This is a genomic window from Mycolicibacterium setense, assembly GCF_000805385.1.
GTDB lineage: Bacteria > Actinomycetota > Actinomycetes > Mycobacteriales > Mycobacteriaceae > Mycobacterium > Mycobacterium setense.
Genome location: NZ_JTJW01000003.1, coordinates 482,994 through 503,808, shown reverse-complemented (window position 1 = coordinate 503,808; position 20,815 = coordinate 482,994). Strand labels below are relative to the sequence as shown.

At 65.8% G+C, this 20,815-nt stretch carries 22 protein-coding genes and 1 riboswitch; of the genes, 13 read left to right on the top strand and 9 right to left on the bottom strand.

Features of this window, described 5'->3' with window-relative positions; genetic code table 11:
* Positions 1-14 precede the first annotated feature (14 nt).
* Positions 15-638 (top strand): CYTH domain-containing protein, encoded by a 624-nt coding sequence (locus tag QQ25_RS03805; protein ID WP_039377276.1) that lies wholly within the window; start codon positions 15-17, stop codon positions 636-638.
* 21 nt (positions 639-659) lie between these two features.
* Here the strand turns inward: QQ25_RS03805 and QQ25_RS03800 are convergent, their stop codons facing one another.
* Both QQ25_RS03800 and QQ25_RS03795 read right to left on the bottom strand, forming a co-directional pair.
* Positions 660-1,118 (bottom strand): hypothetical protein, encoded by a 459-nt coding sequence (locus tag QQ25_RS03800; RefSeq protein ID WP_039377274.1) that lies wholly within the window; start codon positions 1,116-1,118, stop codon positions 660-662.
* 1 nt (position 1,119) lies between these two features.
* The gene (locus tag QQ25_RS03795) at positions 1,120-1,560 is read right to left on the bottom strand and encodes a hypothetical protein (RefSeq protein WP_039377273.1); all 441 of its coding nucleotides are present in this window, start codon (positions 1,558-1,560) and stop codon (positions 1,120-1,122) included.
* 123 nt (positions 1,561-1,683) lie between these two features.
* Here QQ25_RS03795 and QQ25_RS30920 point away from each other — a divergent pair, with 123 nt between their 5' ends.
* Genes QQ25_RS30920 through QQ25_RS03780 form a run of 3 tightly spaced genes read left to right on the top strand, consistent with a single transcriptional unit; the run spans position 1,684 to position 3,535 of the window.
* Positions 1,684-2,574, top strand: coding sequence for an EspA/EspE family type VII secretion system effector (locus QQ25_RS30920; protein ID WP_039377269.1), 891 nt, complete (start codon positions 1,684-1,686; stop codon positions 2,572-2,574).
* Positions 2,567-2,887 (top strand): type VII secretion target, encoded by a 321-nt coding sequence (locus tag QQ25_RS03785; protein ID WP_052235606.1) that lies wholly within the window; start codon positions 2,567-2,569, stop codon positions 2,885-2,887. The genes QQ25_RS30920 and QQ25_RS03785 overlap by 8 nt, the downstream gene beginning before the upstream one ends.
* 51 nt (positions 2,888-2,938) lie before the next feature.
* Positions 2,939-3,535, top strand: a complete 597-nt coding sequence (locus tag QQ25_RS03780) for a hypothetical protein (RefSeq protein WP_101906353.1) — start codon at positions 2,939-2,941, stop codon at positions 3,533-3,535.
* 4 nt (positions 3,536-3,539) lie between these two features.
* On the opposite strand, the gene QQ25_RS03775 is transcribed toward QQ25_RS03780, so the two are convergent.
* Positions 3,540-4,169: a TetR/AcrR family transcriptional regulator gene (locus QQ25_RS03775; protein WP_052235605.1), complete on the bottom strand. Its 630-nt coding sequence runs from the start codon at positions 4,167-4,169 to the stop codon at positions 3,540-3,542.
* A 99-nt stretch (positions 4,170-4,268) separates the two neighbouring features.
* On the opposite strand from QQ25_RS03775, the gene QQ25_RS03770 reads away from it, so the two are divergent.
* The 3 genes from QQ25_RS03770 to QQ25_RS03760 are packed head-to-tail and all read left to right on the top strand — an operon-like array spanning position 4,269 to position 7,377.
* The gene (locus QQ25_RS03770) at positions 4,269-5,303 is read left to right on the top strand and encodes an ABC transporter permease (RefSeq protein ID WP_052235604.1); all 1,035 of its coding nucleotides are present in this window, start codon (positions 4,269-4,271) and stop codon (positions 5,301-5,303) included.
* Positions 5,290-6,456, top strand: coding sequence for an FAD-binding oxidoreductase (locus QQ25_RS03765; RefSeq protein WP_039313558.1), 1,167 nt, complete (start codon positions 5,290-5,292; stop codon positions 6,454-6,456). The genes QQ25_RS03770 and QQ25_RS03765 overlap by 14 nt, the downstream gene beginning before the upstream one ends.
* A gap of 18 nt (positions 6,457-6,474) precedes the next feature.
* Positions 6,475-7,377, top strand: a complete 903-nt coding sequence (locus QQ25_RS03760; RefSeq protein ID WP_039377264.1) for an aldose 1-epimerase — start codon at positions 6,475-6,477, stop codon at positions 7,375-7,377.
* Between the two features lie 38 nt (positions 7,378-7,415).
* On the opposite strand, the gene QQ25_RS03755 is transcribed toward QQ25_RS03760, so the two are convergent.
* From QQ25_RS03755 to dnaK, 4 genes are read right to left on the bottom strand one after another with little or no spacing between them, the layout of a single operon-like run.
* On the bottom strand, positions 7,416-7,799 hold the full coding sequence (locus tag QQ25_RS03755; RefSeq protein WP_039313556.1) for a heat shock protein transcriptional repressor HspR: 384 nt from the start codon (positions 7,797-7,799) through the stop codon (positions 7,416-7,418).
* On the bottom strand, positions 7,796-8,962 hold the full coding sequence (dnaJ, locus tag QQ25_RS03750; RefSeq protein ID WP_039313555.1) for a molecular chaperone DnaJ: 1,167 nt from the start codon (positions 8,960-8,962) through the stop codon (positions 7,796-7,798). Before dnaJ ends, QQ25_RS03755 begins: the two co-directional genes overlap by 4 nt.
* Before the next feature lie 37 nt (positions 8,963-8,999).
* Positions 9,000-9,683: a nucleotide exchange factor GrpE gene (grpE, locus tag QQ25_RS03745; RefSeq protein ID WP_052235603.1), complete on the bottom strand. Its 684-nt coding sequence runs from the start codon at positions 9,681-9,683 to the stop codon at positions 9,000-9,002.
* Positions 9,680-11,542: a molecular chaperone DnaK gene (gene dnaK / locus QQ25_RS03740; RefSeq protein WP_039377261.1), complete on the bottom strand. Its 1,863-nt coding sequence runs from the start codon at positions 11,540-11,542 to the stop codon at positions 9,680-9,682. Before dnaK ends, grpE begins: the two co-directional genes overlap by 4 nt.
* 314 nt (positions 11,543-11,856) lie before the next feature.
* Between dnaK and QQ25_RS03735 the strand changes: the two genes are divergently transcribed.
* Both QQ25_RS03735 and QQ25_RS03730 read left to right on the top strand, forming a co-directional pair.
* The gene (locus QQ25_RS03735; RefSeq protein ID WP_198530748.1) at positions 11,857-12,675 is read left to right on the top strand and encodes an Abi-alpha family protein; all 819 of its coding nucleotides are present in this window, start codon (positions 11,857-11,859) and stop codon (positions 12,673-12,675) included.
* Positions 12,676-12,714: 39 nt separating this feature from the next.
* Entirely contained in the window at positions 12,715-14,022 is a 1,308-nt protein-coding gene (locus QQ25_RS03730) for a DUF445 domain-containing protein (RefSeq protein WP_039313550.1), read from the top strand.
* Here the strand turns inward: QQ25_RS03730 and QQ25_RS03725 are convergent.
* Positions 14,019-15,401 carry an L-serine ammonia-lyase gene (locus tag QQ25_RS03725; RefSeq protein ID WP_039377260.1) on the bottom strand — a complete coding sequence of 461 codons (1,383 nt, stop codon included), beginning with the start codon at positions 15,399-15,401 and terminating at the stop codon, positions 14,019-14,021. The two genes, QQ25_RS03730 and QQ25_RS03725, sit on opposite strands and share 4 nt — an antisense overlap.
* A gap of 147 nt (positions 15,402-15,548) precedes the next feature.
* A riboswitch (glycine riboswitch) is annotated at positions 15,549-15,641 on the bottom strand.
* 58 nt (positions 15,642-15,699) lie between these two features.
* Positions 15,700-16,716: a LacI family DNA-binding transcriptional regulator gene (locus tag QQ25_RS03720; RefSeq protein WP_039377257.1), complete on the bottom strand. Its 1,017-nt coding sequence runs from the start codon at positions 16,714-16,716 to the stop codon at positions 15,700-15,702.
* Positions 16,717-16,873: 157 nt separating this feature from the next.
* Here QQ25_RS03720 and QQ25_RS03715 point away from each other — a divergent pair, with 157 nt between their 5' ends.
* From QQ25_RS03715 to QQ25_RS03700, 4 genes are read left to right on the top strand one after another with little or no spacing between them, the layout of a single operon-like run.
* Positions 16,874-18,199 (top strand): aryl-sulfate sulfotransferase, encoded by a 1,326-nt coding sequence (locus QQ25_RS03715; RefSeq protein ID WP_039377255.1) that lies wholly within the window; start codon positions 16,874-16,876, stop codon positions 18,197-18,199.
* Complete coding sequence (locus tag QQ25_RS03710; RefSeq protein ID WP_039377253.1) at positions 18,196-19,035, top strand: ABC transporter permease; 840 nt, start codon at positions 18,196-18,198, stop codon at positions 19,033-19,035. The genes QQ25_RS03715 and QQ25_RS03710 overlap by 4 nt, the downstream gene beginning before the upstream one ends.
* Position 19,036: 1 nt before the next feature.
* The gene (locus tag QQ25_RS03705; protein ID WP_039377251.1) at positions 19,037-19,795 is read left to right on the top strand and encodes an ABC transporter ATP-binding protein; all 759 of its coding nucleotides are present in this window, start codon (positions 19,037-19,039) and stop codon (positions 19,793-19,795) included.
* Between the two features lie 42 nt (positions 19,796-19,837).
* Positions 19,838-20,806, top strand: coding sequence for an ABC transporter substrate-binding protein (locus QQ25_RS03700; protein WP_039377248.1), 969 nt, complete (start codon positions 19,838-19,840; stop codon positions 20,804-20,806).
* Positions 20,807-20,815 lie beyond the last annotated feature (9 nt).

Here is a 20,815-nt window from a genome sequence, read left to right as displayed (position 1 = left end):
GCTACGGTGTGCGCATGTCCGAATCCGGTTTCGGTGATTTCGAATTCGAGCGGAAGTTCTTTGTCCGCGAATTGCCCGCTGTGGCAGCATCGGATCCCGCCCCAGCACTGATCGTCCAGGCATATCTGTTCGCCTCCGACGGATACGCCGTGCGCGTCCGCGTCCAGGGGCCCGCCCCCGCAGAATTGGATGCCACGCCCGCCGAGCTCGTGGCGGCATTGGGCGAGGAATCGCTGGGGACCATGACCGCCAAAGGTCCCGCTGTCGGGGGCACCCGCTACGAAGCCGAGCGGGAACTCGATCCATTGATTGCGGCCCAGATCGTGGGCCGATCCGAACATGTGATCGCGAAGGTTCGCTATTCGATGTGGCTCGGCGAGGACGGCTGGATCATCGACCAGTTCCTCGGGCGAAATGCACCGCTACTGCTCTCCGAAGTTGAGCGCGGCGGGCCCGTGGTCGATCTGGCGATTCCCTCGTTCTGCGTTTCCGAGGTATCCGAGGATGACCGGTTCCGTAACGAATACCTGGCGCACAAGCCATTCGGCACCTGGTCCGGTGAATACCTGAGTGAGCTCGGCCTAAAGGGTCCTACGTTTGTGGATACCCTGGGGCACAATCACTTTGAGGGCAGCTGAGTTTTTGCGCGGCAGGGCAATTCAGGCGCGGTAGGCCTGCTGCTGCGGGCCACGGCCCTGAGAGATCGCGTAGTTCATAGCGCTGTGGACGGTGGCGAGCATCTGCTGGTACATGACTTTCTCGCGTTCGACCTGCTCACTGAACTCAGCGTGTAAGGCTTCTGCCTGCTTTCTCGCCGGCCCCCTTTTCACAGGCAGTCTCATTGATTTTTCGCCTACGGTTCTGAAGAGGTGATCGCACCTGTCCGCTTCAGCGGCCAGTTCGTCGTAAGGCGCCACCCAAAGCCGGTCCCCCGGCCAGCGCGCCCAAAATGCCGACGAGTGCGTATACAGCAGCGCGAGCTCTCGATACGACGCCCTTCTGCTGTACCACATGACCCCAGCGAAGAAAGCCGAGCTTCCAATCCCGCACACCAACGCGATTATCGCAAGGGGAATGGACCCCTCGATGAACGAGCCGAGATCGAATTCGGTGCCCATGTCACCTGAACCCTTCCGCAACGGCGGCCTGCCGATTGCGGGCAGCGGCCGCATTCATCGCGGCCACCACTATGCCTATCCAATGACGCAGGGCGGCAATCTCTTTGGCGCGCTCCTCGTAATTGGGAGCCACCAGTTTGCCCTCCTCGAGCAGGAGAAGCACCAGCCAACACCTTTGCGCTTCCTTGTCCAACTCACCGTAGGGCGCACGGCCCAGCTGGTCAGCGGGCCAGCGGGCACGGAACTCTGCCGATTCCTGCCCCAAACGTCGCTGGTAGGCATTCGGCCGGCTCGCACCGAACCACCACCAGAACACGCCTGTGGCCGCGAGAACCACGGCCGCCACCAGGCATATCGCGATGAAGCGAGCCAAAGCTTCTTCTGGTGTGTCGGGCCAACTACGTGAGCCGAGCGGGATGCCTGCTCCCCCCAGAATCAGCATGCCCGCAGTCTAACTAGAGTGCATCTATTGAACAGGCTGCGGGCACACGCCAGCTGCTCAGATTGGTGCACCGACCCCCGTAATCACGCTGTTAGGCTTGCGAAGTCGCAGAAGAGGGGGGAAATGAGCAAGCTGGACCACGTCCAATCGGTCATCGAGGTCGTATTCGCCGGCAAGGGTGCCAAAGAGCACTGGGACGCGAAGGGCAAGGAGAACCCTGTCGAGGCGGCCGTAGCCCAGGCCGGGCTTGGCGCAGACGTAATCGGCGGCACGCACCTCCTCAGCGAGCTTGGCGCCGAACACTTGCTGAAGAAGTCCCCCACCAGCTTCAGCTCTTACGGTTCTCCGGAAGGACGGATCAAAGGATTTGGGACGCCCATCCTCGGTGCAGCCCTCCTCGCCCTAAATGGGATCCAGTTGACGTGCGGAATCGGCGATCCGGAGACCGGCGACCGGTTCACTGAGGGCGCCGACCACTTCAACACCATCGCGGACACTTTGAAGGGCGCGACGCCCACCGAGCAGTGGCATGGCAGCGGATCGGACGCGTACGCCGCCCAGAATGATCTGCAGCAGGACCGCGCCGCGAAGATGGCCAAAATCGACGCAGAAGTAAAGGGCATCATCGCCGGCCAGGCGGGGCAGCTTGAAAAGACGCGCATGGCCCTCGACATCGCGGCGACTTGCCTCACCGTCTGTATCCCGATAGCGATTGCCATAGGGAAGACCCCGCCGACCGGCCCGGCACAACAGATGGCGTTCGAGATGAGCGCGGTCGCCATAGCAATGCCCCCGGTGCTCGGCGCGGTGACGACAATGGGATACCTGGCGACCGACAATGCGCAGAAGTTCCAAAAAGCAGCCAACGCCTACCGAGAGGTCGCCGCTGGCGCCAGGCCGGCCGGGGCGCCACCAGGATCTATGTCACCTCCGCACGGCAACACGACTCCCGCACCGTGGAGCCCCTCCGGTGGCACGTCGACAGGTACTGGAGAGGGATCGATCGATGTCTGACGGCACACTCGGCGTCACTGCGTCCCACGTCCGCGAGCTGTCCAGGCGACAGCGCACTGCGCAGGGTTACATCAAGGTCGGAGCGACCATCACCGACGGCGTCACTGATTCCATGGTGGTGAACCACGGCTCGATCTGCACTACCAGCATCGTGGCCCTAGCTTTTGCCAACGATGCCCGCGCAGCGGCATGCGAGGCAATGGCAGCTGTGTCGCAGGATATGTCGGAGAAGCTGAATATCTCTGCATCGCATTACGCCCAGACGGATGTGCAAGGCGGCGCCGACATCGGCAAGCAGATGCATCCACGGTGATAAATCCGACCAGGTAATCGATGACCGACCCCCAACAGGTATGACTAACGAATGACGCCTCACGGTTCCGATTGGGACGACGACGCCGATGACGACAACGGCCTCGATGCGTTCGACTTCGGCGCACCTCAGGTCGAGGACGACGCGTCCGACCTCGACGCGCTGCCGGACTTCCAGAGCGGTCTGGACGTCCACGACGACCACGGCACCGGTTTGGACGCGGTCCATGACTACGCCAACCACGACGAAGTCGAGGACCACGAAGACGGCGGTTTCGGTGCCCTGGACGCCGAGCCCCACGAAGAGGACGAAGAACAGATCCCGGTGGTTCAGGCCATCAATCCGCCGGGCACCGTCACCGTCACCGCCTATCTGAACGGGTCAGTCGCCCAGGTGGACCTGGACCCGAAGGTGACCACGCTGACGGAGGCTCAGCTGGCAGACGAGATCCGCTTCGTCGCAGGCGTCGCCGCCAAGCGGGCGACGGCAGTGGTGCACATCGGCGTGGTCAACATGATGGTCGAGCAGGGTATGGACTTCCAGGAAGCGCGGGACTTCGTCGGGACCAACATGCCGTTCGCCACCCCGGAGCAGGCCGGCGAAGCCGAGCTGGCGCTGATCGCGCGTCACTCCGACCGGGCGCACTGACCGTCTACAACTCGGGCAGGCCCAGCTCAGCCGGATCGGCGGTGAGGTAGCGGGTCACCGTCGGGGCGAGCAGCCGCACTACCTCTTCGCCGTCGAGCGTCGCCATCGGCGGCACCGCCATCACGTAGCGCAGCATCGCGGTACCGACCAGATTCGACGCGGCGAGCATGGCGCGCAGCCGAGCCTGCTCGCCACCGCCCAGCACACCTGACACCGCGGCCAGCACGTAATCCTGCATGAACGTTCGAAATGCCACGTGCGCATCGGAATTCGACGTTGCGGACTGCAGCATGACCCGCATGCTGGCCGCGGTGTCGGGCGTCTCCCACATCTTCAGATAGACGCGAACCATGCGTTCGCCGATGTCCTCGGGCGGCCCTTCCAGCGCAGCCACCAGCACGTCGGGATCCAGGATCAGCCGGAGCGACTCCCGGAACAGGTCGGCCTTCGAGCCGAACAGATACAGCACCATCGACGCGTCGACGTGCGCATCCGCGGCGATGGCGCGGAGCGTCGTCTTCTCGTATCCCTCGGCCGCAAACCGCTGCTTGGCTGCTGCCAACACCGCGTCGCGCGACACTGGGTCGCCCTGACGGCGCCCCCGTCTCGTGGCGGTATTCCCAGGTGAAGCCATGCATCGACACTATCATTTCAATAGGTGTTGAAAAATGACTCGGCCCGGCTTACCCTCACATCAACCGATTAATTCAACGTCGGATGAAAAGAGGGAACGATGTTCTCGACCCAAGCCCCCACCCCCGTCCACCACGCGGCTCCCGAACACCAACCACCCGCCGCTCTACGGGCAGCGGGCATCGTGGCCGTGCTGACCATCGCGATCGCCGTCGTGGCCATCGCCTTCGCCCTGCCCGCATCACGCTCCAAACCGCACGACGTCCCGATCGGCGCCGCCGGACCCCAGGCCGCCACCAGTCAGATCGCCGAGCGCCTGGAACAACAGGCTCCCGGCGCTTTCGCGGTGACCTACTACCCCGGCGAGGAGTCCCTTCGTGAGGCGATCCTCAATCGAAATGTCTACGGCGGCATAGCTTTCGGTCCGCAGGGCCCGACCCTGCTGACCGCCACCGGAGGCAGCCCGGCCGTCGCGCAACTGCTCACCCAGATCGGCACCGGCATCGCCGCGCATTCCGGGGTAGCCCTTCACACCGAGGATCTCGCCCCGCCGACCAGTCAGGATCCGCGCGGCACCGGTCTGGCCGCCTCTGCCCTGCCGATCACCCTGGCCGGGATGCTGCCGGCCATCGCACTGGTGCTGGTCTTGCGCCGCGAGGTGTGGACGCGCCTGACCGCCGCCATCGTGTTCTGCGCACTCGCTGGCACCACGGTGGCGGCCCTGCTCTACTACGTGTTCGGCTCGATCGACTCGAACTTGTGGGGCGTGGCCGCAGGGCTCACCCTCGGTATCGCCGCCGCGGGGTTGTTCATGCTCGGCCTCGGCTCACTGTTCGGCAAGGTCGGCCTGGGTGTGGGCGCCGCGCTGGCCTTGCTGCTGGGCAACCCGCTGTCGGGGTTGACATCCGCCCCGGAGATGCTGCCGGCCGGCTGGGGCCAGCTCGGCCAGCTGTTGCCGCAAGGCGCCACCGCCACGCTGCTGCGATCCACCGCCTACTTCGGCGGTGCAGGCGCAGACCTGGCGCTCATCGTGCTCAGTTGCTGGGCCCTCGCCGGGCTGTCATTGGTGATCATCGCCGCATTGCGGCGGCCCGGACCCCCCGCGCCTAGACTGCGACTCCGTGGGACTCGATGACCGTGAAGCGCTGCAGACATTGCAGAGCGCCGTCGACCCCGAGCAGGGCTCCGCGACGCTGATCCGCAACTTCTACACCCAGTGGTTCGCCACCGACCTCTCGGCCCGCGACCTGTTCCCGCCCGACATGAACAGTCAGCGCGACGTCTTTGCCCGCGCCCTGACCTGGCTGTTCGGGGAGTTGATCGCGCAGCGTGCCGAGGAGCCGGTGGCGTTCCTGGCTCAGCTCGGCAGAGACCACCGCAAGTACGGCGTCACGCAGAGTCATTACGACTCCATGCACGATGCGCTGTACAACTCGCTGCACAGCCACCTCGAGTCCGAATGGGACGACCGGTTGGCCGAGGCCACTCGCGACGCCGTGGCCCTGATCATCGGGGTGATGCGCGGGGCGGCCGACGCCGAGGAGTCCCCGGCCTATTGCGACGGCACCGTCATCGAACACCACCGGGTCAACCGCGACATCTCGGTGATCCGGCTGCAACTCGATCAGGCGCTGTTCTACCACCCCGGGCAGTACGTCACCGTCCAGGTGCCTCAATGGCCGCGCCGGTGGCGTTACCTGAGTCCGGCGGTTCCGTCCGACCGCTCCGGGGGCATCGAGTTCCACGTCCGGTCGGTACCGGGCGGCATGGTGAGCACCGCGATCGTCGCCGAGACCAAGATCGGGGACCGCTGGCGCCTGTCCAGCCCGCACGGCGGGTTGCACGTCGACCGCGACGGCGAAGATGTGCTGATGGTGGCGGGCAGCACGGGTCTGGCCCCGCTGCGCAACATCATCATGGACATGACCTTGCACGGTGAGAACCCGCGCGTGCACCTGTTCTTCGGCGGCCGCTACCCCTGTGATCTGTACGACCTGAAAACGCTGTGGCACATCGCCTCGACCAACCCGTGGCTGTCGGTGACCCCGGTGTCCGAGTACAGCACCGATCCACCCTGGGCCGGCCAATACCCCGACGTCCAGCCGCCGCGCGGCCTTCATGTGCGCCAAACGGGCACCCTCGCCGAAGTGGTGACCAGATACGGCAACTGGGGCGATCGGCAGATCCTGGTCTGTGGTGGTCCGGACATGGTCACCGCGACCAAAGCCGCCCTGGTCGAGCGGGGAGCGCCGGCCGAGCGCATCCAGCACGACCCGCTGACGCGCTGAGGATGCCAGACTGGCGCCATGGCCGCGGTTCAACCAGTCACCCTGCATGACCCGTCATCTCCTCTTACGGCAACGTACGTCCCCGCCGCGGGAATGATCTGCACCTCGCTGGCCGACGAAGACGTCGAATTCCTGGGCCAGCGGCGCGGGCTGCAGGCCTACCTGACCGACGGCAAGACGATGGGGATCCCGATCCTCTACCCATGGGCAAATCGCCTGAGCGCCAACGGGTACCGCGTCGAGGACACCATCGTGAATGTGACAGCCGGGATCAACGGGGTACGCGGCGACGCGTACGGGTCACCGATGCACGGGGTGCTGGCAGCCAATCCGAACTGGCAGGTGGTCGAACATACCGAGAACACGTTGACGGCCGCGCTGGACTGGGACAACCACCCGCGGCTGCTGGCGACTTTCCCCTTCCCGCATCGCTTGACCATGGTGGTGACACTGGCCGATCGCACGCTCAGCGTCGCCACCACTGTGACGGCGACCGCCGAACAACCCGTGCCGCTGTGTTACGGCTATCACCCATACCTGACGATTCCCGGTGTGCCGCGCGGGGATTGGCAGTTGCAGACCCCCTCGATGCGGCATCTGCTCGTGGATGAGCGGGGCCTGCCCACCGGCGAATCCGAAAAGTGGCCGGGTGGGCCGAGGCAGCTGAGCACCACCGAACTCGACGACGGATTCGATGGCGTCGACGAGGGTGCGGCGTTCACGCTCTCGGGCGGAACCCACCGGGTCGAGGTCACCTTCGGCGCGGGGTATCCCGCCGCGCAGCTGTTCGCTCCGCTCAGCGACAACGTGGTGGGCATCGAGCCGATGACCGCACCCACCGATGCCTTGCGGCGGGGGAAATACAGAATGGCCGCCCCGGGAAGTCCGGAGACGGCCATCTTTTCGATAAAGGTCGGCTAGCGCCGCGGCTCTACGGCCTATGTCGCCGCCGAGCGGCTCTACGGCCTATGTCGCCGCCGAGCGGCGGGCTGCCACAGCACCACAGCTTTGGACGCCACCGAAACATCGCGGCGCTGATCGCTGAGTTGTTCGACCTGCTGCGTCAACTCGGCAACCCGTGCGCGCAACGCGTCGACCTGATTGGTCAGTTCGATGATGCGCTTGATGCCGGCCAGGTTGACGCCCTCGTCCTGCGACAACCGCTGCACCTCACGGAGCAGGTCGACGTCGCGCTCGGAGTAGCGGCGCCCGCCGCCGGAACTACGCTGCGGGCTGACCAGGCCGAGCCGGTCGTATGTACGCAAGGTCTGCGCGTGCATACCAGCCAGCTCGGCGGCCACCGAGATCAAAAATGTGCGAGCTTCCTCTTTCCGCTGGCTCATATGTTGCCTGCCCATCCGGCCCGCGGATCGAAACCGCTGGCCCTCTCGGCTTTCGCATAGGCCTCCAGCGCCTCTGCCGCTTCACCTTCCAGGTTCGGCGGCACCGCGACCTTCACCGTGACCAACAGGTCACCATGCCCGCCGGAGCGTTTGGGCACCCCGCGGCCGCGCACCCTCAGGATCCGGCCGTCGGAGGTGCCCTTGGGCACGCGCACGCCGACCTTGCCGTCCAGGGTGGGAACGGAAAGCGTTGTTCCCAGGGCCAATTCGTGGAAGCTGACCGGCACGCTGACAGTCAGGTCGTCGCCGTCGCGCCCGAACACCTTGTCGGGGCGCACATGCACGGTGACGTAGAGATCGCCCGAGGGCGCACCTCGTAGCCCGGCCTCACCCTGGCCGGCCAGCCTGATGCGCTGACCGTCCTCGACGCCCGGAGGAATCCGCACGTTGATCGTGCGGGTCCGGGTGGTGACGCCGGTGCCCTGACATTCGCCACAGGGATGCTCGATGATCGAGCCGCTGCCCCGACATTCGGTGCAGGGTTCGGAGAATCCGAACGCGCCCTGGTTGCGGTTGACCACACCCGAGCCGTTGCAGTTCGGGCACACCTTGGGGCTGGTACCCGGCCGCGCACCACTGCCATGACAGTTGGTGCAGGGTGCCGGGCTGGTCAGCCGGAGCGGCATGGCCACGCCCTTGGTGGCTTCCAAGAAGGACAGCTCGGTTTCGGTTTCCAGGTCATTGCCCCGGCGTGGCCGGCTCGGACGCGGTTGTGCACCGCGCCCGAACAGCCCGCCGAAGAGGTCACCGATGTTTGCGCCGCCGCTCTGGCCGGCCGCGTCGAACAGGTCACCCAGGTTGAATTCGGCTCCGTCGGAACCGAATCCGCCACTGAAGTTCCCACCCGGGTTGAACCGACGCCCACCCCCGGCGAACAGCCGGCGGGTCTCGTCATACTCCTTGCGCTTCGCGGGATCCGACAGAACACTGTTCGCCTCGGAAACGGCCTTGAACCGCTCTGCCGCTCCCGCATCGGGATTGCGGTCGGGATGCAGTTCGGAGGCCAGTTTCCGGTAGGCCTTCTTGATCTCGTCGGCGCTGGCGTCAGAGGAGACGCCGAGCTCCTTGTAGAAGTCCTTCTCGACCCACTCGCGTTGGGCCATGCGCCACCTCCTTACCTCTTCTCTCTAGTTGGATTGTCTAGTTGTCTGATTCTGCGGCCTGATCACCGGCGGCGTCAGCGTTATCCGCTGTCCCCGACGGGGAATCGTTACCGGCGTCGGCCTCGGGCTCGGACTCGGGCACCGTGTCGACCACACCGACGAGGGCGTGCCGGACCACCTGGTCACCGATTTTGTAGCCACGGCGCATCACGGTCCCGACCACGGGATGGGTGCCCTCGCCCTCGTGCTGCACAGCCTCGTGCAGTGACGGGTCGAACTCGTCACCCTCGGAGCCGAATGAGGAAAGGCCCTGTCCTTCAAGGGCGCTGACCAGCTTGTCGGCCACCGACCTGAGCGGTCCGGATTCCAGGTCACCGTGGCTGCGAGCACGGTCCAGGTCGTCGAGCACACCCAGCAACTGGGTGATGACGCCGGACTTGGCTCGCTCGGCGGTGACCTGCTGATCGCGCAGTGCCCGCTTGCGGTAGTTGTCGTATTCGGCCTTCACGCGTTGCAGCGTGGCCTTGAGCTCGGCGACCTCGTCGCTATCGCTCGCCGACTCTCCGGCTTCGGAGGCGGCCGACGCCGGCCCACCAGGGGCCGGCGCCTGCTCACGAACCTCACCGGTGTCGGGATCGATGCGCCGTTTGTCGGTGATGGTCACCGGCTCGTGCGTATCGACTTCGTCCGATGCTCTTCGGCGGGCCTCATCACCGCTCACTTGGTCTCCTGATCATCGTCGACAACCTCGGCGTCCACGACGTTGTCGTCCGCGCTGGACGAGCCGGCAGCTCCGTCGGGTCCACCGGCGGCCTGCTCGGCCTGGGTGGCCTCGTAGATCGCCTGGCCCAGGCCCTGCGACTCGACGCCGAGCTTCTCCATCGCCGACTTGATCGCAGAGATGTCGCTGCCTTCCAGCGCCGTCTTCGCCTCGGCAATGGCACCGTCGACCTTGGTCAAGGTCTCCTCGGGAACCTTCGACCCGCCTTCGGCCTCACGCTGTTCCTTGACGAACTTCTCCGTCTGGTAGACCAGCGACTCGGCCTGGTTGCGGACATCGGCCTCTTCGCGACGCTTCTTGTCCTCTTCCGCGTGCGCCTCGGCGTCCTTGATCATCCGGTCGATCTCTTCCTTGGACAGGCCGGAGCCTTCCTGGATCTTGATCGTGTTTTCCTTGCCGGTGCCCTTGTCCTTGGCGGTGACGTGCACGATGCCGTTGGCGTCGATGTCGAAGGTGACCTCGATCTGCGGCACGCCGCGGGGGGCCGGCGGGATACCGGTGAGCTCGAAGGAGCCGAGCAGCTTGTTGTGCGAAGCGATTTCGCGCTCACCCTGGAAGACCTGGATCTGCACGGACGGCTGGTTGTCGTCAGCCGTGGTGAAGGTCTCGGACCGCTTGGTGGGGATGGTGGTGTTGCGCTCGATCAGCTTGGTCATCACGCCGCCTTTGGTCTCGATACCGAGGGACAGCGGGGTGACGTCAAGCAGCAGAACGTCTTTCACCTCGCCCTTGAGCACGCCGGCCTGCAGCGCGGCGCCCACCGCGACAACCTCGTCGGGGTTGACGCCCTTGTTGGGCTCCTTGCCACCGGTCAGTTCCTTGACCAGTTCGGTGACGGCGGGCATGCGGGTCGAGCCACCGACCAGCACGACGTGGTCGATCTCGGAAACCGAGATGCCGGCGTCCTTGATCACCGACTGGAACGGCTGACGGGTGCGGTCCAGCAGGTCCTGGGTGATCTTCTGGAACTCGGCGCGGGTCAGCTGCTCGTCGAGGAACAGCGGGTTCTTGTCGGCGTCGACGGTGATGTAGGGCAGGTTGATCGAGGTGCTCTGCGAGCTCGAGAGCTCAATCTTGGCCTTCTCAGCAGCCTCACGCAGCCGCTGCATCGCCATCTTGTCCTTGGTCAGGTCGATGCCGCTGGTGGACTTGAACTTGTCGACCAGCCATTCGACGATCCGGTCGTCCCAGTCGTCGCCACCGAGGTGGTTGTCACCGGAGGTGGCACGCACCTCGACGACTCCGTCGCCGATCTCCAGCAGCGAGACGTCGAACGTGCCGCCACCGAGGTCGAAGACCAGGATGGTCTGTTCCTTGCTGCCCTTGTCCAGGCCGTAGGCCAGTGCGGCCGCAGTCGGCTCGTTGACGATGCGCAGCACGTTGAGGCCGGCGATCTGACCGGCTTCCTTGGTGGCCTGACGCTGGGCGTCGTTGAAGTACGCGGGCACGGTGATGACCGCGTCGGTGATGTCCTCACCGAGGTACGCCTCGGCGTCGCGCTTCAGTTTCTGCAGCACACGCGCGCTGATCTCCTGCGCGGTGTAGTTCTTGCCGTCGATCTCGACGGTCCAGTCGCTGCCGATGTGACGCTTGACCGAACGGATGGTCCGGTCGACGTTGGTCACGGCCTGGTTCTTGGCGGGCTGGCCGACCAGCACCTCGCCGTTGCGCGCGAATGCGACAACCGACGGGGTGGTCCGGGAGCCCTCGGAGTTCGCGACGACGACGGGGTCGCCACCCTCCAGAACCGCGACGCATGAGTTGGTGGTCCCGAGGTCGATGCCGACCGCACGAGCCATGGTGTTGCCTCCTGATAGATATCGGGGTCTGAGCGGACTGCGCTCAAGCTTGCTCTGGGCGAGCATAGATTGTCAACCCAGACTTGAGTCAATGTCACTCAACTTGCTGTCGATGTGGTCAACGGGCGTTTCGGCGGATTTGTTCCCGGGATCGCGGGTTTCTTCCCGGACGGTTCGCGACGGCACTCGCCTCCGCCCAGGCCGGGTACCGTGCCCCATAATCAGATGCCGCCGGTCGGCCCGACCACGGCTCGACATCGGCTCATACCGTCGCCCCCAGGGGCGCGACAGCCACTGAGGGGGATCGACCGGCGATGGCAGACGAGATAACCAGACCCGAACCGAACGTGCCCGAGGACAAGCCCGCCAAGCACGGCTACCAGCGCCGGGCGTTCAGGTGGGCCACGCCGGTCGGCGACATCGCCATTGCCATCCGGACCCCGCGCAATCCCCGGCCGCTCGTGCCGAAGCGGTACGACCCGTTCGGGATCGCCGATCGGGCGCTCGACGCCGCGAAGACGAGCATGAAGCTGGCCGCCTGGGGCGAGGAGCAACTGGCCACCCTGGTGAAGAACCGGTTGGAGGCCATCGAATCGACGTCGCGTCCGGCGCCGATCGCCACACCGGAGGAGCCGACCGCCGACTCACTGAACACCAAGATGGACCGGTTGCTGGACCGCGCCCTGGACCAGAGCACCACCGGTAGCCAGGTCGAGCTCTACCACCGCCTCCTCGACCAGTTGGTGGCCGATGAAGCACGAATCATCGGCGCGCTGTCGGAGGGCGCGGCTTCGCCGCTGGTCAACGTCTACACCTGGACGCGGGCCCGGACCCCGGGGCAGGCCGTCCTGGAGAACGCGTGCCTCATCGGTCGCACCGCCAATGTGGCGCTGCCCGCCATGGTTCCCCAGTACGTCGGCCATCTGTTGTCACTGGGTCTGGTCGAGACCGGCCCGGAGGATCCGGCACAGAAGGCGGAATACGAGGTGCTCATGGCCGAGCCCATGGTGTTGAAGGCCGTCAAGAGTGCATCGCGCGGGCCACTCACCGCCCGGGTGGAGAAGCTGACCCTGACGCTGTCGGGTCTGGGTCGCGGCCTGTGGGAGGCTGCGGTGCAACGGGACGGTTCGTAACCGCATGGCCGGCAGCGAGAAGCCGAAGGCGGATCGCGCATGAGAACAGCCGAGACAATCCTCGCCATCCAGACCTGGCAGGAGATCAAGGCCGATTTCGGCGTCAATTGGCTGATCTATCTCTCCATGCCGTTCGTGGCCGCCTTCGTCGGTTGGAGCACCAAGATCGTCGCGCTGGAGATGCTGTACCGGCCGATGGAGTTCAAGGGCATCGGCCCGGTCGGCTGGCAGGGCATCGTGCCCCGCCGCGCGGGCAAGGTCGGGTCCAAGACCATCGAGCTGCTCACCCAGAAGCTGCTGAGACCGGAGGAGCTGCTGGAGAAGGTCGATGCCAGAGAGGCCGTCGACGCACTGCGCGGGCCTCTGACCCAGGCGGTCGACGAGATTTCCCGCGACATCGCCGAGCAGATCCGCCCGGGGCTCTGGGATTCGCTGCCCGATGCCGCGCGCAAAGCGATCATGTCGCGTATCCACGACCAGACATCGATCGTCGTGGAGAAGATGCTCACCGAGATGCGGTCGGACCTCAACCGGTTCGTCGACATCCAGTACCTGGCCGTCACGACACTGGTCCGCAACAAGGACAAGCTCAACAAGCTGATGCGCGGGCTCGGCGACAACGCGATGGCTTTCGTCCGTCGCAGCGGCATCTACTTCGGACTCGTGATCGGCGTGGTCCAGATGGTGGCGTGGGCGTTGTTCCAGAATCCTTGGATCATGCCGGCTTTCGGCTTCGGGGTCGGTCTGATCAGCGACTACATCGCGCTCAACATGTTGTTCCGACCCGTGCGGCCCACGAAGTATCTCGGCTTCATCCCGTTCCAGGGGTTGCTGCACGCCGAACGCGAGCAGATCACCAAGGACTACGCGCGCATCCTGGCCGAGGACCTGTTCTCACCGGAGATCCTGTTCGACGGCGTGTTACGCGGCCCGGGCTCCGACAAGCTGTTCGCGTTGGTCGGCAAGGAGGTCGCGGCGGCCATCGACGCGCAGACCGGCATCGCCACCCCGCTGGTGAAATTCGCCGTCGGGACACGGCGGTACAACGCCCTCAAGGACAACATGGTGAAGGTGGTGCTCGAGCGGCTGCCCACCACACTGGTCGAGGCTCAGGACTACGCCATGAACGCGCTGGACCTCGAGCAGACCATCATCGACAAGATGGGGCAGCTCACCAATGAGGAGTACGAGTCGATCCTGCGGCCGGTGTTCAAGGACGACGAGCCGACCATGATCGCGGTCGGTGCGATCCTCGGTGGTGTCGTCGGCGAAGTCCAGGTGCAGGTCGTCGAGCACTTCGGCAACGACCCCGCGGCCGTCGCGCTGCGCGCGCTTCTGCACCATTAGCATTCGACGACGTTGACGGCGACGTTGACCGCCAGCCCACCCGTGGATGTCTCCTTGTACTTGGCGCTCATGTCCATGCCCGTAGCACGCATCGTCTCGATGACCTGATCCAGGCTCACCCGGTGGGTCCCGTCTCCCCGCAGTGCCATGCGGGCGGCGTTGATCGCCTTGCCCGCCGAGATCGCGTTGCGTTCGATGCACGGAATCTGCACCAGCCCGCCGATCGGATCGCATGTGAGGCCGAGGCTGTGTTCCATGGCAATCTCGGCGGCATTCTCTGCCTGTTGCGGTGTGCCGCCGAGGATTTCGGCCAGGGCGCCCGCGGCCATCGACGCGGCGGAGCCGACCTCACCCTGACAACCGACCTCCGCACCCGAGATCGAGGCCCGCTCCTTGTACAGCGAACCGATCGCCCCGGCGGTCAGCATGAAACGGATGGTGGTGTCGTCCGGGTCGGCCTTTCCGGCCGGCGTGTAGTGCAACGCGTAGTGCAGGACCGCCGGGATGATCCCGGCCGCACCGTTGGTCGGCGCGGTCACGATCCGGCCGCCCGACGCGTTCTCCTCGTTGACCGCGAGCGCGACGAGGTTCACCCAGTCCTCGGCGAAAGCCGGATCACGCTGCGGATCCTCGGCGTCGAGCCGCACGAACCAGTCCCTGGCACGACGCCGGACCCGCAGGTCGCCCGGCAGATAGCCGTCGCGGGACATCCCGTTGGCCTGGCACGCGACCATGACGTCGCGGATCTGCAGCAGACGTTCCCGCACCTCGGCTTCGCTTCGAAACACGCACTCGTGCCGCATCATCGCCTGGCTGACCGACAGCCCGTCCCGCTCGGTGAGGGCCAGTAGATCGGCGGCCGAGTGGAAGGAGCCGGGCGTCTCCGATTGCGTCGTATCATGCTGCGCCGGTTCGGTTTCGGTGACGACGAATCCCCCGCCGACCGAGAAGTATGTCTCGCGGTAGATGACGTCGCCTGCGGCCCCGAATGCGGTCAACGTCATGGCGTTCGGGTGCTGGGCCAGCCGGCGGCCCGGTTGCAGGCGCATGTCGGACTCGGTCAACGCGATGGTCACCCGGCCCGCCACCCGGATCTCGCCCTCGGCGCGGATGGCGGCGAGGCGCCGTTGCATCTCGTCGGTCTCGATCGTCTCGGGCCGGTAGCCCTCCAGACCCAGCAGAATGGCCGGCATCGTGCCGTGGCCCGCACCGGTCGCCGCGAGTGAGCCGAACAGATCCACCCGGACCTCGGCGACATCATCGACCGCGCCGCGATCGACAAGCTCCTCGACGAACATGCCGGCCGCCCGCATGGGGCCCACGGTGTGTGAGCTCGACGGGCCGATCCCCACCGAGAACAGGTCGAACACGCTGGTCATGAGGTGCTCCGGTCGCTGGGCATCACGAGTGATGCATCGTGTGGTTACACCTCCCCGCTCTGTCCTGAAACCTGAGAGTTTTGGCGCGTCGCGCCTTTCACCTTCGGTAAGCGCGACGGACACGGCCGCGCTGTTCTCCAGAGTTGTCTCGACGCTGCGGTATTGGGGCCTGAGAGATTCCCGGGGAGGATTTGCTCCTACGGCGCCTCCGGAAAGCGGAGGTTCTCCCACAGCGCGTCATCGACGTATTGAGTTATGTGACGGATATTACTCGGCTCGGCGGCCCGAACTGTTGCCGTCAACTCTGGCCTGGACCGCACCCGCAGGTATCGCCGATTCGCAGTGACGGGTCCAGAACCTCGACGGGTTGAGCTTCTCCGAGCAGCCGGCCCAGCGCCAGCCGGGCCAAGGCATTAACGGGCTGTTGCGCCACGGTGAGCCGAAGCCGTCCGTAGTCGGTCGCGGCGCCGTCGAACCCGACCACCCGGATGTCGTCCGGGACTCGCAGCCCCGCATCGGCGATCGCCCGGTTGGTGGCCGCCGACTGGCCATAGGTGCCGACCACCAACGCACGCGGGATACGTTGCCCGGGAACCAGATACTCAGCGACCGCGGCATAGGCACCCTCCGGAGTGAGATCGGTCCGGATGACCGGAACATCGCGACCGATCACAGCGGCGACACCCTTGAAACGCTGCTGCACGGTTTCCCGGTCGCCGAGACGGACGTCGGCCTGGGTGAAACCGCCGACGAAGGCCACGTCGCGACAACCGTGGGTGTCGAGCAGGTGCCGGGCGAGCAGTTCGCCGGCCTTCACGTGATCCACCCCGACGATCTCGGCCTCCACCTCCCCGCGGATGTTGTGCATCCACACCACCGGAATACGTTCCTGCTGACAGAGTTTCGCCGTTTCTGGAGCGTTCGCCGCGCCGACCACGAGCAGTCCGTCGACGCCGACCTCGGTGAAGGCGGTGGCGAATTCGAGTTCCCGCTCCGGGTCGTATCCGGTGTTGCCGATCAGGGTCAGGTGATCCCGCGCTCGGGCTTCGACTTCGATGCGACCCACGAACTGGCCGAACAACGGCAGGGTGAGATCGGGAACCAACAGGCCGATCTGCCGCCAGCGCCGAGACCGGCGCAACGCCCTGGCCCGGACATCGGGCCGGTAGTTCAACTCGTCGATCGCACGGAGCACCTTGGCCCGCAAGAAGTCCGAGACCGGACGCGGCCCGTTGTTGAGCACATAGCTCACCACCGCCGTCGAGGTGCCGGCGCGGCCGGCGACATCTGCCAGGGTCGGACGTTTCCCACTCACAACGGGTGGACCCTCCGCTCGTCGATGGCCGCTCGTAAGAGTTTGAATCACCTCGATTGTGACGGTTCCGCCGACGCTTCGCCTGCCTACGCTAATCGATTAGAACCGTAACGAGGAGGACCCGTGGTTGTAACCGGACATTGGTGGAGTAACTGACATGGCATTTGTACGTCACAACGGAGTCAGCTACCTCGATCCCGAACTCGTCCATGACAGCTACGTCCTGTTCACCGGCGCCGACGGAGTCACCCGCGTGATCGACCTCAACGGCACCGTGGTGCACGAGTGGCCGTATGCCGGTGTGCCGCCCCGCATTTTGGATCCCGCACTCAACGACGGCCGCCTCGGCGATGTCGGAGTGCAGTTGTCCGACAGCGGTGATGCCCGCGGCGGCATCTACGCCAACGGCACCGTCGGCCAGCTCGACTGGGACGGCGAGATCGTCTGGGAGTGGGGCACACAGGCGCCGGACGGCGCGGCCCGGCAGAACCACGACTGGGAGCTGCTGCCCAACGGCAATCGTCTGATTCTCGTGACGGTTCCCCGCGTGGTGCCCGCTCTCGACGAGCACACGGTCGGCGATCAGGGGCTCTACGAAGTCACACCCGAGGGTGAGATCGTCTGGCAGTGGCTGGCCGGGGACCACCTCGATGAGTTCGGGTTCTCCGCGGACGGTTGGAATGCCTTGCGCCAGACCGTCGCCCGAGACCCCGACGATCCCTGGGGTTATCTGGAGATGAACAGCGCCAAGACACTGGGGCCCAATCGGTGGTACGTCGACGATCCGGACTCCGCCTTCCACCCCGACAACATCCTGATCAGCTTCCGCAAGGCCAACATCATCGCGCTGATCGACAAGACGTCCGGCAAGGTCGCATGGAAACTGGGCCCGTACCACGAGGCCGAGTTCGGTGCACAGCACCAGCGGATCAACGTGCACAAGGTGCCTCGTCCGGTCGATCAGACCTCAGGTCAGCACAACCCGCACATGATCGCCCCGGGCCTTCCCGGAGCAGGCAACATCCTGGTGTTCGACAACCAGGGCGGCGCCGGATACCCGCCCGCACCGCTGGGCATCTACGCCGGTTCACGGATCCTCGAAATCGATCCGGTCACAAAGGAAATCGTATGGCAGTACACCGCTGAAGATTCCGGCCTGCCGTCCTGGACTTTCTTCAGTTCCTTCGTCAGCAATGCCCAGCGACTGCCCAACGGCAACACCTTGATCACCGAGGGCATGCAGGGCCGGTTGTTCCAGATCACCGCGGATGGTGACGTGGTGTGGGAGTACCACAGTCCGTACGAAGGCTACGGCGTCGCCGGTGAGCCCGAGGTCAAGCAGACCAGGGTGCCCGGGGTCGACCGGCTCACCCGGACCGCGCTGGTGTACCGCTCACAGGCCGTGCCGTTCGACTGGGTACCTGCGGGCACGGCACGCGAACCGTTGCGGGCAGTGGGCGTTGAAGCAGAAAGCCGTCCATGACAGCCGGTTTGGCGCTCCGCACGCCCGCAGTGGGCCCTCCGCGCAGCGTGGGCACGACACGGTGGCGCGCGGCGTTCGCGCGGTTGGGTGTCCTCGGCTGGACGCTGGCCGGGCTGGGGATCGCCGCGGCGTTGTGGTCGCTGATCGTGGCGACCGGGCGGTTCCCGCGGCAGCTGTTCCCCAGCGTCCCGGAGATCCTCGCGGCCGGGCACACCCTGTGGACCGAGGGGCTGTTGGCCGATGACATTCTTGCCAGCTTGGGCCGGGCGGCAGTCGGTTTCGCGATCGGCGCGTCGGTGGGGATCGTCGTCGCGGTGTTCACCGCGACCACCACGGCGGGGCGCAACCTGCTGCAACCGGTGCTCCGGGTTTTCTCCCCGATCCCGACGATCGGTCTCGTCCCGCTGGCGATCCTGTGGTTCGGGCTTGGCGAGAACAGCAAGCTCCTGGTCATCGCGCTCGGCGTCTTCGTCCCGGTGTGGATCAACAGCCATACCGGGTTGGCGAGCACACCTGTCGACTATCTGAAGGCTGCCCGCTGCCTGGGCGCCGGCCGCCGGCAGACTTTGTCCAGGGTGGTGTTGCCCGAAGCCGCCCCCGATATCGCGTCGGGACTGCGGGTGGGTGCCGCGATGGCGTTCGTACTCATCGTGGTGGCCGAGATGACGGGCACCACAGCGGGTATCGGGTACCGGATCTCCCAGGCCCAGCTGTTCTCCCAGGCCGATCGGCTGATCTTCTGCCTGATCATTTTGGGCATCGTCGGCGCCCTGTGTGACCTGCTGGTCGCGTCGGTCACGTCCCCGTTCACCCGCTGGGCTCAAGAGGAGCGCTGAGATGGCCATCCAGACCCACGATCTCGTGGTGCGGTTCTCCGGAAAGCAGCAGCCCACCCTCAAGGGCATTTCCCTGACCATCCCCGACGGGTCCTTCTCCGTCCTGGTCGGCGCGTCGGGCAGCGGGAAATCGACACTGTTGCACTGCCTGGCCGGTCTCATCACCGCTACCGCGGGTTCGGTGACCGACAATGGCGAGGCCGTCACTGCCCCGCATCCCCGACGCGGCGTCGCCTTCCAGCGCGACGTGCTGTTCCCGTGGATGACGGTCGCCGACAACATCGACTTCGCCCTGGCGGCCCGCCGACTGTCAAAATCCGAACGCCGGGAAAAGATTCGCGAACTGCTCGACCTGGTGGGCCTGCGTGACGAGGTGGCCGCCCAGCGCCCCGGCGAGTTGTCCGGTGGTATGCGGCAGCGCGTCAGCATCGCCCGGGTGCTGGCCGGGGAGCCGACCGTGATGTTGATGGACGAACCGTTCGCGGCGCTGGACGCACTGACTCGCCTGCGCATGCAGGATCTGCTGATCGATCTGTGGACCCGGTTGAACCGCACGATCGTCTTCGTCACGCACGACATCGACGAGGCGATCCGGCTCGGCGACACCGTCAGCGTGCTGCGCGACGGGCAGATCGTCGATCAGATCACCAACCCGCTGAGCCGGCCCCGACCGGCCGACGCACTGGCAGACCAGCCGGGCTACAGCGAGATCCGCAAGACCCTGCACCACCAGCTCGGCATCGACCACGCCGTGCACTGATCCTCCGCCCGCAATCCGACTCCCCCACAAAGGAATCCATCCGTGAAGACCCCCCTTCGGCGCATCGTCGCCGCAGCAGTCGCCGCCGCCGCCCTCACTGTCGCAGGCACCGCCTGCTCTGACACGGGCACCGCGAACGCCGATCAACTCACCGTCGGGTTCGTCGTCGACCCGTCCTGGGCGCAGATCCCCGTCGCCGCCGACACCGGCCTGTTCGGCAAGCACAACGTGGACGTCAAGGTGGTGAACTTCCAGTCCGGTGTCGAGGCATTGCAGGCCGCGGCCGCCGGCCAGGTCGACATCACGACCGCCGCCGATGTGCCGACCTCGGCCGCACTGACCCGCACCCCCACTCTGCGGGTGATCGCCGACGGATCCCGCTGGGAAGGATCGCGCATCGTCGCCCGGCGCAGCGCCGGTATCAACACCGTCGCGGATCTGGCCGGCAAGTCGATCGGCACTCCACTGGGCACGAGTGCTGCCTACTACGTGTCGAACGCCTTGGCCCAGAACAACATCAAGGCTGAGTTGGTCCAGGTCGCCCCGTCGGCGATCGTCACCGCGGCCACCCAGCGCAACGTCGACGCCGTCTCGATCTTCCAGCCGTATCAGGCGCAGACCATCAAGACCCTCGGCGACGACGCCGTGGCGCTGACCGGCGGAACCTACAACCAGCACAGCCTGTTCGTCGCCACCGAGTCGGCAGTCACGACCAAGGGCAAGGCGATCAGCGCCTTCCTCGCCGCGCTCGGTGACGCCGGCACTGCCCTGTCCGAGCACGACAAGGCCGCCACCGACGCGGTGGCCAAAGCCACCCAACTGGACCCCGTGCTGCTGGGCACCGTGCTCGGCGAGTTCGACTTCACGCTCCAGCTGAAGCCGGACCTGGCGGGCAAGCTGGCCGAACTCGGGGCGTGGGCCAAGACCCAGAAGTCCATCGATCCGGACACTCAACTGCCCGACTACGCCACGTTCCTCGACAGTCAGTTCCTGCAGAAGTCGGTCAGCTAAGAGACGCCA

Bases quoted from the DNA above. Each gene is read 5' to 3' on its own strand.
- QQ25_RS03805 (WP_039377276.1), top strand. From the start codon at position 15: ATGTCCGAATCCGGTTTCGGTGATTTCGAATTCGAGCGGAAGTTCTTT.
- QQ25_RS03800 (WP_039377274.1), bottom strand. From the start codon at position 1,118: ATGGGCACCGAATTCGATCTCGGCTCGTTCATCGAGGGGTCCATTCCC.
- QQ25_RS03795 (WP_039377273.1), bottom strand. From the start codon at position 1,560: ATGCTGATTCTGGGGGGAGCAGGCATCCCGCTCGGCTCACGTAGTTGG.
- QQ25_RS30920 (WP_039377269.1), top strand. From the start codon at position 1,684: ATGAGCAAGCTGGACCACGTCCAATCGGTCATCGAGGTCGTATTCGCC.
- QQ25_RS03785 (WP_052235606.1), top strand. From the start codon at position 2,567: ATGTCTGACGGCACACTCGGCGTCACTGCGTCCCACGTCCGCGAGCTG.
- QQ25_RS03780 (WP_101906353.1), top strand. From the start codon at position 2,939: ATGACGCCTCACGGTTCCGATTGGGACGACGACGCCGATGACGACAAC.
- QQ25_RS03775 (WP_052235605.1), bottom strand. From the start codon at position 4,169: ATGGCTTCACCTGGGAATACCGCCACGAGACGGGGGCGCCGTCAGGGC.
- QQ25_RS03770 (WP_052235604.1), top strand. From the start codon at position 4,269: ATGTTCTCGACCCAAGCCCCCACCCCCGTCCACCACGCGGCTCCCGAA.
- QQ25_RS03760 (WP_039377264.1), top strand. From the start codon at position 6,475: ATGGCCGCGGTTCAACCAGTCACCCTGCATGACCCGTCATCTCCTCTT.
- QQ25_RS03755 (WP_039313556.1), bottom strand. From the start codon at position 7,799: ATGAGCCAGCGGAAAGAGGAAGCTCGCACATTTTTGATCTCGGTGGCC.
- dnaJ (WP_039313555.1), bottom strand. From the start codon at position 8,962: ATGGCCCAACGCGAGTGGGTCGAGAAGGACTTCTACAAGGAGCTCGGC.
- dnaK (WP_039377261.1), bottom strand. From the start codon at position 11,542: ATGGCTCGTGCGGTCGGCATCGACCTCGGGACCACCAACTCATGCGTC.
- QQ25_RS03735 (WP_198530748.1), top strand. From the start codon at position 11,857: ATGGCAGACGAGATAACCAGACCCGAACCGAACGTGCCCGAGGACAAG.
- QQ25_RS03730 (WP_039313550.1), top strand. From the start codon at position 12,715: ATGAGAACAGCCGAGACAATCCTCGCCATCCAGACCTGGCAGGAGATC.
- QQ25_RS03725 (WP_039377260.1), bottom strand. From the start codon at position 15,401: ATGACCAGCGTGTTCGACCTGTTCTCGGTGGGGATCGGCCCGTCGAGC.
- QQ25_RS03715 (WP_039377255.1), top strand. From the start codon at position 16,874: ATGGCATTTGTACGTCACAACGGAGTCAGCTACCTCGATCCCGAACTC.
- QQ25_RS03710 (WP_039377253.1), top strand. From the start codon at position 18,196: ATGACAGCCGGTTTGGCGCTCCGCACGCCCGCAGTGGGCCCTCCGCGC.
- QQ25_RS03705 (WP_039377251.1), top strand. From the start codon at position 19,037: ATGGCCATCCAGACCCACGATCTCGTGGTGCGGTTCTCCGGAAAGCAG.